The organism is Enterovibrio norvegicus FF-33 (assembly GCF_000286835.2).
GTDB lineage: Bacteria > Pseudomonadota > Gammaproteobacteria > Enterobacterales > Vibrionaceae > Enterovibrio > Enterovibrio norvegicus_A.
Map to the genome: position 1 here is coordinate 1,947,524 of NZ_AJYD02000038.1, position 15,366 is coordinate 1,962,889.

The 15,366-nt window shown below is 47.3% G+C and carries 14 protein-coding genes; 7 read left to right on the top strand and 7 right to left on the bottom strand.

The features are described from left to right. The first annotated feature begins 33 nt into the window (after positions 1-33). On the top strand, positions 34-810 hold the full coding sequence (locus tag A1OO_RS16875) for a siderophore-interacting protein (RefSeq protein ID WP_016958333.1): 777 nt from the start codon (positions 34-36) through the stop codon (positions 808-810). A gap of 21 nt (positions 811-831) precedes the next feature. Here A1OO_RS16875 and A1OO_RS16880 read toward each other — a convergent pair whose 3' ends face one another. The 4 genes from A1OO_RS16880 to A1OO_RS16895 are packed head-to-tail and all read right to left on the bottom strand — an operon-like array spanning position 832 to position 6,105. Beyond that, on the bottom strand, positions 832-1,077 hold the full coding sequence (locus tag A1OO_RS16880; protein WP_016958332.1) for a formate dehydrogenase subunit delta: 246 nt from the start codon (positions 1,075-1,077) through the stop codon (positions 832-834). After that, positions 1,078-3,951 carry a formate dehydrogenase subunit alpha gene (fdhF, locus tag A1OO_RS16885; protein WP_016958331.1) on the bottom strand — a complete coding sequence of 958 codons (2,874 nt, stop codon included), beginning with the start codon at positions 3,949-3,951 and terminating at the stop codon, positions 1,078-1,080. A 52-nt stretch (positions 3,952-4,003) separates the two neighbouring features. Continuing rightward, entirely contained in the window at positions 4,004-5,581 is a 1,578-nt protein-coding gene (locus tag A1OO_RS16890) for a formate dehydrogenase beta subunit (protein WP_017003770.1), read from the bottom strand. Then, positions 5,578-6,105 (bottom strand): formate dehydrogenase subunit gamma, encoded by a 528-nt coding sequence (locus A1OO_RS16895; protein WP_016958329.1) that lies wholly within the window; start codon positions 6,103-6,105, stop codon positions 5,578-5,580. Before A1OO_RS16895 ends, A1OO_RS16890 begins: the two co-directional genes overlap by 4 nt. 261 nt (positions 6,106-6,366) lie before the next feature. Here A1OO_RS16895 and A1OO_RS16900 point away from each other — a divergent pair, with 261 nt between their 5' ends. From A1OO_RS16900 to A1OO_RS16920, 5 genes are all read left to right on the top strand, one after another. After that, complete coding sequence (locus tag A1OO_RS16900; RefSeq protein WP_017003771.1) at positions 6,367-7,458, top strand: PfkB family carbohydrate kinase; 1,092 nt, start codon at positions 6,367-6,369, stop codon at positions 7,456-7,458. After that, positions 7,452-8,366 (top strand): pseudouridine-5'-phosphate glycosidase, encoded by a 915-nt coding sequence (locus tag A1OO_RS16905; RefSeq protein ID WP_017003772.1) that lies wholly within the window; start codon positions 7,452-7,454, stop codon positions 8,364-8,366. The genes A1OO_RS16900 and A1OO_RS16905 overlap by 7 nt, the downstream gene beginning before the upstream one ends. Before the next feature lie 321 nt (positions 8,367-8,687). Then, the gene (locus tag A1OO_RS16910) at positions 8,688-9,728 is read left to right on the top strand and encodes a GlxA family transcriptional regulator (RefSeq protein ID WP_016958326.1); all 1,041 of its coding nucleotides are present in this window, start codon (positions 8,688-8,690) and stop codon (positions 9,726-9,728) included. Positions 9,729-10,262: 534 nt separating this feature from the next. Beyond that, positions 10,263-10,949, top strand: a complete 687-nt coding sequence (locus A1OO_RS16915) for an SDR family oxidoreductase (protein ID WP_017003773.1) — start codon at positions 10,263-10,265, stop codon at positions 10,947-10,949. Beyond that, positions 10,939-11,394, top strand: coding sequence for a GNAT family N-acetyltransferase (locus A1OO_RS16920; RefSeq protein WP_017003774.1), 456 nt, complete (start codon positions 10,939-10,941; stop codon positions 11,392-11,394). The genes A1OO_RS16915 and A1OO_RS16920 overlap by 11 nt, the downstream gene beginning before the upstream one ends. Positions 11,395-11,470: 76 nt before the next feature. On the opposite strand, the gene A1OO_RS16925 is transcribed toward A1OO_RS16920, so the two are convergent. The 3 genes from A1OO_RS16925 to A1OO_RS16940 form a co-directional block, all read right to left on the bottom strand. Next, positions 11,471-11,932: an Hsp20 family protein gene (locus tag A1OO_RS16925; protein ID WP_026023924.1), complete on the bottom strand. Its 462-nt coding sequence runs from the start codon at positions 11,930-11,932 to the stop codon at positions 11,471-11,473. 666 nt (positions 11,933-12,598) lie between these two features. After that, positions 12,599-13,363, bottom strand: a complete 765-nt coding sequence (locus tag A1OO_RS16935; RefSeq protein WP_017003776.1) for an AraC family transcriptional regulator — start codon at positions 13,361-13,363, stop codon at positions 12,599-12,601. 298 nt (positions 13,364-13,661) lie between these two features. Beyond that, entirely contained in the window at positions 13,662-14,564 is a 903-nt protein-coding gene (locus A1OO_RS16940; protein ID WP_016958319.1) for an AraC family transcriptional regulator, read from the bottom strand. A gap of 277 nt (positions 14,565-14,841) precedes the next feature. On the opposite strand from A1OO_RS16940, the gene A1OO_RS16945 reads away from it, so the two are divergent. Then, on the top strand, positions 14,842-15,195 hold the full coding sequence (locus A1OO_RS16945; protein ID WP_016958318.1) for a DUF6404 family protein: 354 nt from the start codon (positions 14,842-14,844) through the stop codon (positions 15,193-15,195). Positions 15,196-15,366: the final 171 nt, after the last annotated feature.

The following is a 15,366-nucleotide window of genomic DNA, read 5'->3' on the forward strand; positions in this document are numbered from 1 at the left end:
AGTCCAGTCGTCTTAAAAACCACGAGAACAAGAATGAATAAACCCAGCCCTACTTCGCTTGTCGTTCAATCTTCTGAGCAAATCACACCTAACATGCAGCGTATTGTCCTTCACGGTGAAGGGTTGTCACGCTTTCCTTCCAATTGCGAAGGTGGCTATATCAAGCTGATGTTTGCACCCAATGGCAGTACCGATTTGAGCACATTGGCAGACAGCGAACGCCCCGTTCTTCGCACTTACACTATTCGCGCTATTGATCTAAGCGCACACACCGTCACTGTTGATTTTGTACGACACAACGTCGATGACTGCGGTTGTGGTCATGCCGCACGTTGGTCGATGAATGCCGAACAAGGCGACACCATTAACATTGCAGGCCCCGGCACGATTCAAACTATTAATCAAAATGCGGATTGGTTCTTCATGGCAGCAGACATGACGGCGTTGCCTGCCCTCTCTGTGAAAATCAGTGCGTTGCCCAAAAACGCCAAAGGCTATGCTGTGATTGAAGTACTCTCGAAAGAAGACATACAAACGCTCGATGCCCCAAAAGGCATAAGCGTGGAATGGATCGTGAAAGACCAAAACGATTCTCTTGCCTCACACGTTGTTCAAAAAACATGGCTTGATGGCGAAGCCGCCGTCTGGTGTGCCTGCGAGTTTGATTCCATGCGTACACTTCGCCAGTATTTTCGTAATGAAAAAGGCGTAGAACGCGACAACATTTACATCAGCAGCTACTGGAAAAATGGCGTGACAGAAGAAGGCCATAAGGTGGCAAAGCGCGAAGACGCGGAAGCCACCGCCTAGCCCATCCGAGACTTAAGCTAACTATTTGCGGTAGTCGATCGCCAGTTTTTCTGCTGCCGAATTGGCGATTGGGTTCAACGCTTCCGAACCCACCGCATCAAACAAGCTTTCTTTCATGTCGAGTGACCAAAACCGGCGAATGTGCGAAGCCACTTCGTCGACGGTGTCAGCCTCATCCCTGCCATGAATGAGGTTGTCCGCGATTTGGTTAGCCATATCATACAAACGCTGATTTCGTATCAGCTCGCCGTTCATATTGTGTTCCATTCAGGACTCTCCATCTTGCGTCGCTGCCGACAAATGCGCTTGCTGTTCTTCATCAAATTTTTGGAAACGCGTCTGCCAATCGCCCTGCGCCACCGCAATTTTCACCTGCACTGCCGTGACCTTGTACTCAGGGCAGTTTGTTGCCCAATCTGAGTTTTCGGTAGTGATCACGTTAGTGCCAGAAACAGGATGATGGAAGGTGGTATAAACCACGCCGGGCTGCATACGTTCGCTAATTTTCGCTTGAAGGGTTACTGCTCCTGCTCGGCTACCTACACTGACTGGCGTGCCATCAGTAATGCCGCGGTCTTCCGCGTCCAATGGGTGAATTTCCAATACATCTTCAGTGTGCCATTGCGAGTTATCTGTTCGACGCGTCTGCGCGCCGACGTTGTATTGTGAGAGTATTCGACCCGTCGTCAGAATGAGCGGGAAGCGTTTATTCACTCTCTCTTCCGACGCCACATATTCAGTGACGACAAAGCTGCCTTTTCCTTTCACAAAGCTACCGATGTGCATAGTAGGTGTGCCGTCAGGCGCTTCTTCATTACACGGCCATTGAATAGACCCCAACTCATCCAGTTTTTCATAGCTCACGCCATGAAAGGTCGGTGTAAGGCGTGCTATTTCATCCATGATTTCCGATGGGTGGCTGTAGTTCATTTCAAACCCAAGGGCGTTAGACAACGCGACCGTTGCTTCCCAATCACCTTTGCCTGACAAAGGTGCCATCACTTTCCTAACTGGAGAGATACGTCTTTCGGCGTTGGTAAATGTCCCATCTTTTTCCAAGAAAGTTGCGCCTGGTAAAAACACATGGGCGAATTTGGCCGTTTCGTTGAGGAAAATGTCTTGCACGATAAGACACTCCAGCGCGGAAAGCGCGGCTTCTACGTGTTGGGTATTAGGGTCCGATTGTGCAATATCCTCACCTTGCACATACAAAGCTTTGAATCGACCCGCTATGGCAGCATCAAACATATTGGGAATGCGAAGACCTGGCTCGCTGTCGATTGGCACGCCCCATTCACTTTCAAACAGCGCTCGCACTGCAGGATCAGACACATGTCGATAACCCGGTAACTCATGAGGAAACGACCCCATATCGCAGCTGCCCTGCACGTTGTTTTGACCGCGTAACGGGTTCACACCGACACCTTCTCGACCAAGGTTACCCGTTGCCATGGCAAGGTTGGCGATACCCATGACTGCCGAACTTCCCTGACTGTGTTCAGTAACACCTAGGCCATAGTAAATCGCGCCATTGCCCGCTTTGCCATAGAGCCGTGCCGCTTCGCGGATCAGCATCGCGGGTATGCCCGTTTCGCTTTCCATCACTTCAGGCGCGTGGGAAGGCTGAGCGATAAATTCGCGCCATTTGTTGTACTCAGCGATATCGCAACGTTCTTCAATAAACGGTAAATCTTCCAGACCCTCTGTGATGATCACATGCGCGAGCGCATTCAATACCGCCACATTGGTTCCTGGACGAAGTTGTAGGTGATATTGCGCACGCACATGCGGCGCATTCACTAAATCAATTTCACGCGGATCAATCACGATCAGCTTGGCACCCGCCCGCAATCGACGCTTTAGTTGGGAGGCAAACACAGGGTGACCGTCAGTCGGGTTAGCGCCAATCACGATAACGACATCGGCCAACTGCACGGAGTCGAAGGTTTGTGTTCCTGCGGATTCACCAAGGGTGGTTTTAAGGCCATACCCTGTTGGCGAGTGACAGACGCGGGCGCAAGTATCGACATTGTTCGTGCCAAAGGCTCCTCGCACCAGTTTCTGTACCAGATAGGTTTCTTCGTTGGTACAACGAGACGAGGTGATACCGCCCAAGGCATTCACACCATGCTTGTCGCGAATGTTGGTTAGACGATTGGCCGCAAAAGTAATGGCTTCATCCCAACTCACTTTGCGCCAAGGTTGATCAATTGATTCACGAATCATGGGATCCAGCATGCGATCTTTGTGAGTTGCATAACCAAAGGCGAAGCGCCCTTTCACGCACGAATGCCCCTGATTGGCCTTGCCGTCTTTGTTCGGCACCATACGCACTAACTGATCGCCGCGCATTTCCGCACGAAACGAACAGCCGACGCCACAATAGGCACACGTGGTAATGCGATAATGACTCGGCGTACCTTGTTCAATCACGCTGTTTTCTGTCAGCGCCGCTGTTGGGCAAGCTTGCACACACGCACCGCAGGACACGCACTCAGATTCCATGAAATTGTTATCGCCCGCCACAATACGGGATTCAAACGCACGACCATTAACCGTTAGCGCATGCTGGCCTTGAATGTCTTCACAAGCCCGCACACAGCGCGAACACACGATGCATTTGCTGGTATCGAAGGTGAAATACGGATTTGAGGTGTCTTTTTCCATGTTGAGGTGATTCTCACCATCGAATCCATAGCGAACATCACGAAGTCCCACGGCACCTGCCATGTCTTGTAATTCGCAATCGCCATTCACCGCACAGGTCAAACAATCCAGTGGATGATCAGAAATATACAACTCCATGACGTTACGACGTAACTTTTTGAGTGCACTGTTTTCGGTGGTCACTACCATCCCTTCAGCAACAGGTGTCGTACATGAGGCCGGTTTACCGCGCATGCCTTCAATTTCAACCACGCATAATCGGCAAGAACCAAACGCATCCAAGCTATCTGTTGCGCACAGTTTGGGGATTTGAATGTTCAAGGTTGAAGCGGCACGCATCACAGACGTGCCTTGTGGCACGGTGACAGGCCAACCATCAATCGAAAGGGTCACTGTCTGCACATCTTCGCCTGTAATGGCAGGCGTGCCAAAATCCTTGCGGTCTTGCTCAATGGGAATGTAATACTCAACCATTGCTTTGCTCCTTGCCGCGCTATTGCGCTGGCTTCGCTAGGTTATCTAAAACTCATTGGTCTGCCTGCTCGGCAAGTCCAAAATCAAGGGGGAAATATTTCAGCGCACTTTTGACCGGATAAGGCGTCATGCCACCCATGGCGCAAAGCGAGCCTTGTTCCATGGTTTCACAAAGATCGCGCAGCAAAATCTCACTCTCTGCTTTCGCTTCACCGGTTTCAGTCATTAACTGGTCGATCACTTCCACACCGCGCACCGCACCAATGCGACACGGCGTGCATTTACCGCATGATTCAATACTGCAAAATTCCATCGCAAATCGCGCCATTTGGCTCATGTCAGTACGGTCGTCAAAGGCGACAATACCGCCGTGCCCTAACATGGCACCTTTGGTGGATAGTGCTTCGTAATCCATGTCGATGTGCCATTCTGATTCCGGCAAATAAGCGCCCAACGGACCACCCAATTGCACGGCTTTTAGCGGCCTGCCGGTTTTGCTACCGCCACCGAATTCAAACAGCAACTCACGGATGGGCACCCCAAACGCAAGCTCAAACAGACCCCCTTGTTTAAGGTTTCCTGCTAACTGGATCGGCATGGTGCCGAGCGAACGTCCTTGACCGAAATTCTGATAATACTCCGCCCCTTGCGCCAGAATGGTGGGGATCGACGCTAGGGATATCACGTTGTTGATGACCGTTGGTTTACCAAACAAACCTTGGATAGCTGGCAGAGGCGGCTTGCTTCTTACCAGTCCACGTTTTCCTTCAAGGCTTTCCATCAGCGAGGTTTCTTCGCCGCAAATGTACGCCCCAGCGCCGACGCGCAACTCGAGTTCAAACGAACAATGAGAACCGCAAATGTGATCGCCTAAATAACCTGCGGCTTTGGCCGTATCAATGGCTTTTTGGAAAATGTCACACGCTTTGGGATATTCAGATCGGGTATACACATAGCCATAATTTGCCCCTACCGCCATGGCGCAAATGAGCATCCCTTCAATCAAGGTGAACGGGTCGCCTTCCATTAGCATGCGGTCTGCAAAGGTGCCGGAATCCCCTTCGTCGGCGTTGCAAATCACATACTTTTGGCGATCGACTTGATCCGCCACCGTCTGCCATTTGATACCTGTTGGGAACGCCGCTCCGCCGCGTCCACGTAAGCCCGATGCTTTGACTTCGTCCAAAATGCCTTGCGAGGACAATGCCAACGCATTTTTAAGCCCGACAAACCCGCCGTGCTTTTGGTAATCATCAATATCGAGCGGGTCAACAATGCCTACGCGGGCAAAGGTCAATCGCTGTTGTTTCTTCATATAAGAAATGTCTTCGGTAACGCCAAGACACAACGGGTGATTTAGCCCTGCATCGCCGTTGCCATCTGGGTCGAAAAAGCGAAGTGCTAACAAGGCATCAACGTCATCTGGCGTCACAGGGCCGAACGCGATGCGCCCTTGCTCAGATTCCACTTCAACCATCGGCTCAAGCCAGAACATACCGCGCGACCCCGTGCGAACCACGACAATGTCTTCACCAAGGTTGGCTGCACTGTGCAACATGTGATCAGCAACCTGATCGGCACCGCGAGAGACGGCAGACGTATCAAGCGGAATATAAATGCGATAACTCATGGCGCTTTTACCTCTATCACTTGTGTCAGTAACCCGTTAAGCAGGAGGTCAAACTCTTCGTCTGTCATGTCGCCATAGATTTGATCGTCCACCCTCACAGCCGGTGAGTTCATGCAATTTCCAAGGCAATAGACAGGCTCCAACGTGAAATTGTTATCTCGTGTGGTTTGATGGTATTCGATACCTAAGCGTGAACACGCATGCTGTTCAAGTGAACGCGAGCCCATTGACTGACACGACTCTGCGCGACAAATTTGAATGACATGGGCTCCCGGCGGGGTGTGACGAAACTCGTGATAGAAGCTAATCACACCATGCACGTCGGCATCGGAAAGATTCAGCCCTCTGGCGATCACCGGAACCGATGATGGAGGCACATAATTCAGCACCCCTTGAATATGATGAAGTACTGGCAGCAATGCACCTTGTTTGGCCTTTAGCGCATTTAGCGCTTCATTGACGGCTTGATATTCTTGTTCTGTCAGCGAGCGATGTAATGCTGGCTGTGACGCAGAGTTATCCATTTGCCTTCCTTGCTAAGCGAACTCGTCTTCCTAAGTGTAGTGGTATTTACGCCTCCTCCTGTTCTCGAAATGAGACCACTTTTACCCGTTTTACGACCTATGAGCCTAGGCAAGGCCATTGGGAAATGACTAATAATTCAGCATATTTTCATTTCACCATCACACTTTGATTAATTATTGCTCAGTAACAATTGACAGTTTACACAGCAAGATAAAAACTAACATTTGTTTACTATCTAAACAGATGTTAGGTGAGAGGCTATGACCACCCGTGAAGATGAAATCCTGCAACTGATCAAAGATGATCCCTTTATTCAGCAACAGCGCATTGCCAAGTTGCTGAATATCAGCCGATCTTCAGTGGCGGTTCATATCATGAATATGACCAAAAAAGGCGTGATTCGCGGCAAGGGATACATTGTGGACCAACAACGATATGTGGTGGTCATTGGCGGCACCAACATTGATGTGTTAGGCCAACCCAATGCCGAATTGATTCCTAGAGACTCTAACCCTGGTAATATTTCTCATTCAGCAGGCGGCGTTGGGCGCAATATCGCGGAAAACCTGGCGCGATTAGGCACAGACGTCAAACTCATTTCTGTGGTAGGAGATGACACTTACGGCAGCATGGTACGAGATATCACGCGTCGTGCTGGCGTCGATGTTCGCGGGGTCAGCGTCTTAGAAAACGAAACCACTTCTACCTATTTGTCGTTGCTTGACCATGATGGCGATATGCTCGCTGCAGTCGCGGATATGTCTATTCTCGACAAACTAGATGTTTCTCTGATCAGCCGACAGGCAGAGATGATTCGCCACGCAGAAGCAATAGTGCTCGACACCAACCTCAGCGATACCGTGTTGGCTTATGTGTTTAGCAACTTTAGTGATCAGGCTATTTATCTCGATACAGTGTCAGCAACCAAAGCGATGAAAGCCCGCCCTTATTTGTCACACATCCACACCCTGAAACCTAACTTGGTGGAAGCGCAGATGATTTCCGGAATGACGGTGGAATCCGAATCAGACATCGACGAAATGGCGGATTGGTTTATCCAACACGGTGTTCAACGGCTGTTTCTTAGTATGGGAGCTGACGGCATCTTGTTCCGAACACCCCGAGAAGAACGTCTTATCCGCCCTGTTACGTCGCACATCATTAATACCAATGGTGCAGGTGATGCGTTTTTAGCTGGCCTCGTACACGGCCAACTACAAGGCATGAAAGAAGCCGACGCTTGCGAGTTTGCTGCAAGTTGCTCCGCGCTTGCCATGGAACACATCAATACCATTAACCCAGACATTACCGAACTTTTGGTTCAACAACGCATTGAGGGCGTCTTATGCTAAATCCTTATCTCAATATACATCCTGACGTAAAAGCCGCCTTAGATGCTGGTCAGCCTGTTGTAGCGCTTGAGTCCACCATTATTTCCCACGGTATGCCCTACCCAGAAAATGTCGAAACAGCGTTACGCGTTGAGCAAACTGTAAGAGACAATGGTGCCGTGCCGGCAACGATTGCGATTCTCAAGGGCCGTTTAAAAATTGGACTCTCGCAAGAAGAAATTACTTACCTCGGTAAGCGCGGTCAGGACGCCATAAAAACCAGTCGCCGCGATATTCCGTTTATTGTGGCAAACCGATGTGACGGCGCAACCACGGTCGCATCCACGATGATTTTGGCGGATATGGCTGGCATTCGCGTGTTCGCGACAGGCGGTATTGGCGGCGTTCATCGCGGCGCTGAAACCACTTTCGATATCTCTGCTGATTTGGAGGAGCTTGCTCAAACCAATGTTGCTGTCGTTTGTGCGGGTATCAAATCTATCTTGGATTTAGGTCTGACTTTGGAATATCTCGAAACCAAAGGTGTACCTGTGATCGGCTACCAAACAGATACCCTTCCCGCTTTCTATACCCGTGAGAGCGAATTTGGCGTCGACTATCGCCTTGATTCTCCCGAAGAGGTGGCTGCAGCACTAAATGCTAAATGGTCAATGTCACTGAAAGGTGGTGTCGTGATAGCCAACCCGATCCCTCCTGAACACGCCATGGCTTCAGCCTTGATAAATGGTGTGATTGCAGAAGCTATTACCGAAATGGATGAAAAGGGCATTAAAGGCAAAGACTCAACCCCATTTTTGCTGGCGAAAGTTGCTGAGAAAACTCAGGGAAGCAGCTTAAAAGCAAATATTGCATTAGTACTGAACAACGCCAAACTAGCGGCGAACGTGGCGGCTTCGTTTTGCAAATAACTGCATCTTGCTAAAAGCCGTGGGATGAAACTCACTCACTCCACACACCCAAATAATGTTTACACGTCTAAACACATTACTCCTACACACCCGCGGAGTAATGTGTTTCATTTTCGATAATCAGCCCCATCATTCCTCATATTTTCAAGAAACATCGCCTTTAATGGACAGATTTGGACGTTCGAATTTTACTTTTTGTTAACAATGTCCTACGCAGAGGTTATGAGCCACTAATACTGCTGGCTGATTTCAATACGAACTGTAATGAATTTAAACATGGACGGTTTAGATCACTAAACCCATAACGGAGGGGTTCCATCAATGGGCTCAGTATCCTCAATTCACCAACCTGTCCGGCTTGGTTTCTACCTTTGCAATGGCTTCACCATGCTGGCGATGGCATCTGCCATTGAAGTATTGCGAATGGCCAACCGATTGTCTGGCGAAACGTTATACGAATGGTTTACCTTGAGCGAAGACGGTCACCCTGTGTCTGCTAGCGACTCACTAACCATCAATGTGGACGAACACATTAAGACTCAACGAGAGGTTGATATTGTGGTTGTGTGTGGCGGCGTTGATATCGAACGTAACTACACGCCCAAATTGCTCAGTTGGCTGGCTTTACAAGATCGCAAACACAAAACCCTTGGTGCCATTTGTACGGGTAGTTATGTGTTAGCAAAAGCCGGACTAATGAAAGATAAAACATGTTCCATTCACTGGGAGAATTTGGCCGGATTTCAGGAAGCCTTCCCATCTGTAAGAGTCAGTAACAAGCTGTTTTCCCTGTGTGAGAAAAGAATGACCAGTGCAGGTGGGACCGCACCTATGGACATGATACTGAGCATGGTGACACAAGAGCATGGAAATAAGCTGAGTGCCGCAATTTCAGAAATGTTCATGTGTGAGCGCGTGAGAAACAGTGAAGATGTTCAAAAAGTGCCGCTCCGGAACCTGATTGGTACAGCGCAACCAAAACTGTTGGAAACCGTATCATTAATGGAAGCCAATCTTGAAGAGCCCTTTTGCATTGATGAATTGGCTGCGTTGGTGCTTTTGTCACGACGCCAATTGGAAAGGCTTTTTCAACGTCACATACAGTGTTCGCCTTCGCGCTACTATCTGCATTTAAGGTTAAGCCGCGCAAGGCAGCTCCTGAATCAAACCAATTTGTCGATCATCGAAATATCTATTGCCTGTGGCTTTGTTTCTACGCCGCACTTTAGTAAATGCTATCGCGACTATTTTGGCATTCCGCCGCGAGAAGAGCGCCTTGGGCTCAAACAAGCTCAACATCCGCCAACACCAGCAGTGGAAGCAACTCTGGTAGCGACAAACGGTGAGCAAATAGCCAGTTAGCGGAACTTATCCAGTTCAACATTGCCCATCTAGCCCGAACATTATTATTCGGGCTTTTTTCGCATAGATTTTACGCCTTTCCTTTCACCTGAATTTCACCGCTCAAATATTAACCACACAGCAGAAACACCCTAATAATGAGTAGCGTAAGCATCCAATCTGCCAATAAAACTAGGCTGCTTTAAAGATGAATAAGCAGTGAGACTCATACACAAAACCCCGATAAACCATTACTTTTTTTGTCAAAGAATAAAGTATGTGCTGTTTTAACCTAGATCGTTAACACGCTAAATTTAAAGATCAAATCGTTAAAAATCGGAATGACAATTGTATCAATTAAATGTTACCCAGAGGGTTATCCACCGTTTCTGTGGGTAACTTTATTTGCGAAGCGTAATATATTGAACTATCGAACTTAATTTCTCTTCACGGTGTAATTTGCGATCTGATACGTAGATTGCTGAGTTTGATTTCCGCCATTTATCAATGAGATATAATCTATCTAAAAAATCAGGCATTGGAATTTCTCGTCATATGAATACAGTTTTAGTCACGGGAGCAACCCGAGGGATTGGGCTTGAGTTAGTCAAGCAGTTCCTTGAAAACGGAAATCAAGTCTTCGCGACCTACCGAGGCCACACACCGCCCGACGCCCTCAATGCACTGTTATCGACCAATCAACTTTCACTGCGTCCTTTACAGGTCACTGATGAAAAAAGCATCGCAGAACTTGTTACGATACTTGATGGTATCGCCATCGACATTCTCATCAACAATGCTGGCAGCATTGGACCTGTAAATCAGTCCTATCAAGATATGGACGCCAAAGGTTGGGCAGAAGCATTTAGAGTAAACACTATCGCGCCATTAATGGTCACAAGTGCGCTCATACCAAACCTTGCTATAAGTGACTCACCCCGCGTGATCACGATATCCAGTCAAATGGGCTCATTGCATCGCGAATCTGTCGGCATGCATGCTTACCGAAGTTCAAAAGCAGCAGTGAACAAAGTCATGCAGGTACTTGCTTTGGAATTGAAAGAGAAGGGTATTATTGTCTGCCCCGTTCATCCAGGATGGGTGAGAACTGACATGGGGGGTGAAGACGCTGAAATATCCGCAAAGGAAAGTGCACAAGGCATTGTTGCACTGACCAGCCAGCTGACCCTTGCAGACACAGGAAAGTTCTTAACATGGGAAGGGAAAGAGCATGCATGGTAAAGAAACCGCGACTTTTCAACAGATCACCACTGAATCCCCACTCTATGCACAAGCGTTACACCTGCGCTATGCGCTATTTTTTGAAATGCACCATCTTCCCTTTGAAACGGTTTTTGATGATCTCGAAGCGACCAGTCAGCACTTTTCCTTTGCCGATCACGAAAATATCCTTGCTTACGGCAGATTAAGTGCTCTCTCAAACGGCTCCATGAAGATTTCACAGATGGTGGTTGCACAGGAAGTTCAACAAAAAGGCTTTGGCTCAATGCTGTTGAATAGAATCGTTGAACACGCCGATCATTTAGGCACCAAAAAAATAGAGCTGAACGCTCGCATACAAGCGATATCTATGTACGAAAAAGCAGGATTTATATCCGTGGGAAATATTTACCTCTCAAAATCTACCCAAGTAGAACACATCAGAATGGAGCGATTACTTTCATGAATAAAATAAAAAGCCGAAATCAACATTTCGGCCTTTAACTATCACATTAAAATATCAGCGTTAATACCAATAAGCGTTACGCTATCATTTCTTCTTTTGGCTCAACACTGTCTGTCTTAGCCGTATTAATCACAACAGTTCTTGGCTTCATCGCTTCAGGCACGATTTTCAAAAGGTTAATGGTTAATAAACCATTCTCTAAATCAGCCCCCGTCACTTCGATATAATCAGCAAGATTGAACTTACGCTCGAACGTACGGTTAGCAATACCTTGGTAAAGGAAATTCTTACCTTCTACCTTGCCTTTTTCACCACGGATAGAGAGCACGCCACGCTCAACATTGATGTTAAGCTCCTCTTGCGTGAAGCCTGCCACAGCAAGGGTGATGGAGTAGTAGTTGTCTTCTAAAGACTCTATGTTGTATGGGGGGTAGCCGCCCGCCGCGCTTTCTGCACGGAATGCGGTATCCAACAATGACGCGAAGCGGTCAAAACCCACACTGTTACGGTATAGCGGTGTCAAATCGATAGTTTTCATCATATATCCTCCAATGAAGCGATATTGGTTATTTAATTATTAATGATTATCCAAGGTCGCACGAATATCGCCACAACCTCTTCACCGATATATTTGGAGGTAACACATGACACTTTCAAGTGATTAAATATAAATATTTTTCAAAACCGCTCTAAGGCACTGAATGGATTAGATAATATTTTATATATTTTCTAGCCAAAACTTGGGGTGAAACATTAGATTAACATTTCACTATTGGGGCAAATTAAACGTATTTCAACCCAAACATTATCTCGACGTTGCTCAAGTATATTCACGAGTAACTTCAATCTGAAATTCGCCGACTTTCAACTTCTCTTCACGACAAATCCGATGCATACAGGTGTTCAAGCAGAGTGATTGTACGACTTGTTTTGATTCGGCATTCAAGCAACTGAACTCGGCGGCACAAAGCTGTCCTTGAACAAACAAACGTTCGAGCGTGTTTGCGCTTATTTCGATCTTTACCTTTTTTGCGCTAGCTCTCGATTTCCTCTCAAAACAATCAGGTTCTCTGAGTCTCTGATTGGTGTACTCATCGCCTCTGTCGCTCTGCATACTCAGCCTCCCATTTACGTTTACTTAACATTAAATGAGAATGGGTATCATTACAAATTAAATTACAGTGTAAATTTCCACCCTATAAGGTCAGATATATCGCGCTGGAGTGTCACCCGTCATCTTGCGAAAGAAACTAATAAATGCACTGTCACTGGAGAAACACAGCTTTTTGGCAACCTCAGAAACACTTGCACCATCAGACAAACATTCGATAGAGGCTTGTAACCGCCACTGTTGTCGCCATGATTGGTAAGGCATCCCCGTTTCTCGGGTGAAAATGCGGCTGATGGTTTTTGCGCTCGCACCAATTTTATCTGCCATATCTGTGAGTGGTTCTGGTAAGTGCTTCCCTTCCATGACATCTTCTAACCATACCTTTAAGCGCCTATCAGTCGGGAGTTTGAGAGATAAGTATTCTTCTTCTGCAGCATTAAGCTCTTCACAAAATACGGATAAAATCGTTTGCTGTTCGTTAATCGATTTATCCCATTCCCAATACGCCATTCTCTCGATGAGTTCTCGCAGCAGCCCATTAACTTCAATGATTTTAATGTCTGTCGGCAGTGTCAAAGAAACACAATGCTGAAAATACAAAGAGCGATAAGCAACGACATTTCTCATTACTGCGCAATGCTCAGTACCAGAAGGGATCCACGCTGCACGCGAAGGTGGCAGCACGCACCACACGCCAGCAAAATTGATGCTCATGCAGCCCGATGAAGCCAACAATAGTTGATGTTTCTTGTGTTTATGTATACCAGAATCGTGCGTACCTATTCGGGCAGCGACGCCGACGACCAAGTTGTTTATTTGATCTGCGTTGAAACGGGTATTTTCAGTAATTTCGGCCATTCGTCTATATATCAGTCGTTATTATGCTTGTATCCAAACAGCCATCGTTACACTAGTGTCAGCACGACAAACCTCACGATTATGCCAGCTCAAGAGTGTCACAGGCGTAAAATACAACCACATTGTCTCTTGCTAATACGGGGTAGGCATCAGTGTTGGTTTACTTTTTGTATCGAGGAAAACTGGCTAGGCGCTCATTAATCATACAGATCATGTTAGGCATATTGATGAATCAAAGACTTGGGCGAGAGTTTATGGCCGATGAGAAAACCGCCCGTATTCACGGGCGGTTTGCGATTTACATTTTAATGGCGGTGCAAAAGCTCACATCTGCTTGATGTGTCTTTGGATCAAAGCTGTGGTAAAGCTCAAAGCAAGGTCGGCTGTCGGTTTCAAAGCCCGACGCAATCACATCAGCCATGATCTCGTCCCATGCTGTAGGGTACTGACTGAAATCGGTGATCGTTTTTCGCATCACGCCATAGTGACCACCCGGAAAATCTTGTAACTCAATACCAGCAGCTACTTCTGTGTCTGATGGCACCATTAAACAAATATCAGTTCGGCATTTTTCAGCAGGCGTAATTTCAGGGTTATCGTGATAAATAAAAATACACGTGCTGCCAGCCAGCCCTTTGGCGCCCGCCCATTGATAGAGGCGACCTGATGCCGCTTCGTAACCATGCCCATAAGGTCCAGTGACACGAACATAAGCCAGTGTTGCTTGGTCGAATAATTGCGTTTCCATATATGCACTCCGTTGTGATGTGTTGGAGCCAGTATATGGATTGTCATTTGTGTCAGCGTTTCCAATCTTGCGCAGTGCGTGTCCAATCTTGCTGTTTCGAGAAAGCGTCGCAAACGCAGGGAGATCTTCACACTCTCGAAAAGCCGAAGGTGTGACACCGAAGTGTTGATTAAACGCTTTGGCAAGGCTTTGAGAGGAAGAAAATCCATACTCTAGCGCCACGTTAAGCACGGCCTGCTTTTTCTTAAAAAGATCATCGGCAGCAGCTTCTAACCTCAAGCGTCGGATGTAATCAGCCAACGTTTCTCCTTGTACCGCTTTAAAGGTGCGATGAAAGTGATACGGCGATAAGTTGGCCAGCGCTGCAACTTCAATCAAATTCAAGGGTTGATTAAAGTGTTTTTCCAAGTGACGGATCACGGGGAGCAAACGTTTTTGATAGTCGACTTTCATGGCGGAATATTCGCTTTGGGCAAGAACAGAACATCTAGCCTAGCTGAAGTAGAAGACCGTTCAATGGCACATCAAAACAAATGGGACAACTGCCCAACTTCAGCCAGAAATTACACGTCTTGTCGAACTCGTCACGCGTCTTGTTTTACCCATGTCGCGGGAAAACAGTGAAATCCTCATCCCAACGAGAGCAGGGTCACCAAATACGTTTGCATCTCTTCAATATGCAAATGGTTTAGGTATAGTTTCAGCACTGAGTTGTAGATAGTGAATGAACATGGATTTTGAGCAACAATTGGACCGCGCACATCAAGTGCTTCTCAAAAAGGGTTTTTCTGGCGCAGCCATCAACCCCATCATTTATCGCCTTGTGCGAAAAGCGGGCCTAAAAGTCCCCCCACCCCAATTTGCCCATATTGGCATTAACATTCTCGTTGGCACAGTTTGGTTCGGCACCTTGTGGGGCGTGATCATGTGGTTTATGCAATGGCAGAGCCTTGGTGTAACGTTGAACTACGCCGTCAATGCTTCTCTTCTGACGGGAATGATTTTCGGCTTAATGATGTCCATTTGGTACAAGATAAGTGCTAGACGAAAGTCATTGCCTAGCTGGCATTCTTTAGCCGAGTAAACGTTGAACAGCAATGTTTAATCAAGCACTGCTGAACAATTAAGCGTCAATGAATAAACAGTTTGGTTTGCCGGTTACCTTATTTGGGGGAATGGGTGACTGGCACACCAACCTTCAAAAGCACGATGAAACTGTCATCGTGCTTTCTTGTTTTACACACTATTTTTTCAA

What these genes read in the sequence shown, in the direction of transcription:
- A1OO_RS16875 (WP_016958333.1), top strand. Translation starts at nt 34, where the DNA reads ATGAATAAACCCAGCCCTACTTCGCTTGTCGTTCAATCTTCTGAGCAA.
- A1OO_RS16880 (WP_016958332.1), bottom strand. Translation starts at nt 1,077, where the DNA reads ATGGAACACAATATGAACGGCGAGCTGATACGAAATCAGCGTTTGTAT.
- fdhF (WP_016958331.1), bottom strand. Translation starts at nt 3,951, where the DNA reads ATGGTTGAGTATTACATTCCCATTGAGCAAGACCGCAAGGATTTTGGC.
- A1OO_RS16890 (WP_017003770.1), bottom strand. Translation starts at nt 5,581, where the DNA reads ATGAGTTATCGCATTTATATTCCGCTTGATACGTCTGCCGTCTCTCGC.
- A1OO_RS16895 (WP_016958329.1), bottom strand. Translation starts at nt 6,105, where the DNA reads ATGGATAACTCTGCGTCACAGCCAGCATTACATCGCTCGCTGACAGAA.
- A1OO_RS16900 (WP_017003771.1), top strand. Translation starts at nt 6,367, where the DNA reads ATGACCACCCGTGAAGATGAAATCCTGCAACTGATCAAAGATGATCCC.
- A1OO_RS16905 (WP_017003772.1), top strand. Translation starts at nt 7,452, where the DNA reads ATGCTAAATCCTTATCTCAATATACATCCTGACGTAAAAGCCGCCTTA.
- A1OO_RS16910 (WP_016958326.1), top strand. Translation starts at nt 8,688, where the DNA reads ATGGGCTCAGTATCCTCAATTCACCAACCTGTCCGGCTTGGTTTCTAC.
- A1OO_RS16915 (WP_017003773.1), top strand. Translation starts at nt 10,263, where the DNA reads ATGAATACAGTTTTAGTCACGGGAGCAACCCGAGGGATTGGGCTTGAG.
- A1OO_RS16920 (WP_017003774.1), top strand. Translation starts at nt 10,939, where the DNA reads ATGCATGGTAAAGAAACCGCGACTTTTCAACAGATCACCACTGAATCC.
- A1OO_RS16925 (WP_026023924.1), bottom strand. Translation starts at nt 11,932, where the DNA reads ATGAAAACTATCGATTTGACACCGCTATACCGTAACAGTGTGGGTTTT.
- A1OO_RS16935 (WP_017003776.1), bottom strand. Translation starts at nt 13,363, where the DNA reads ATGGCCGAAATTACTGAAAATACCCGTTTCAACGCAGATCAAATAAAC.
- A1OO_RS16940 (WP_016958319.1), bottom strand. Translation starts at nt 14,564, where the DNA reads ATGAAAGTCGACTATCAAAAACGTTTGCTCCCCGTGATCCGTCACTTG.
- A1OO_RS16945 (WP_016958318.1), top strand. Translation starts at nt 14,842, where the DNA reads ATGGATTTTGAGCAACAATTGGACCGCGCACATCAAGTGCTTCTCAAA.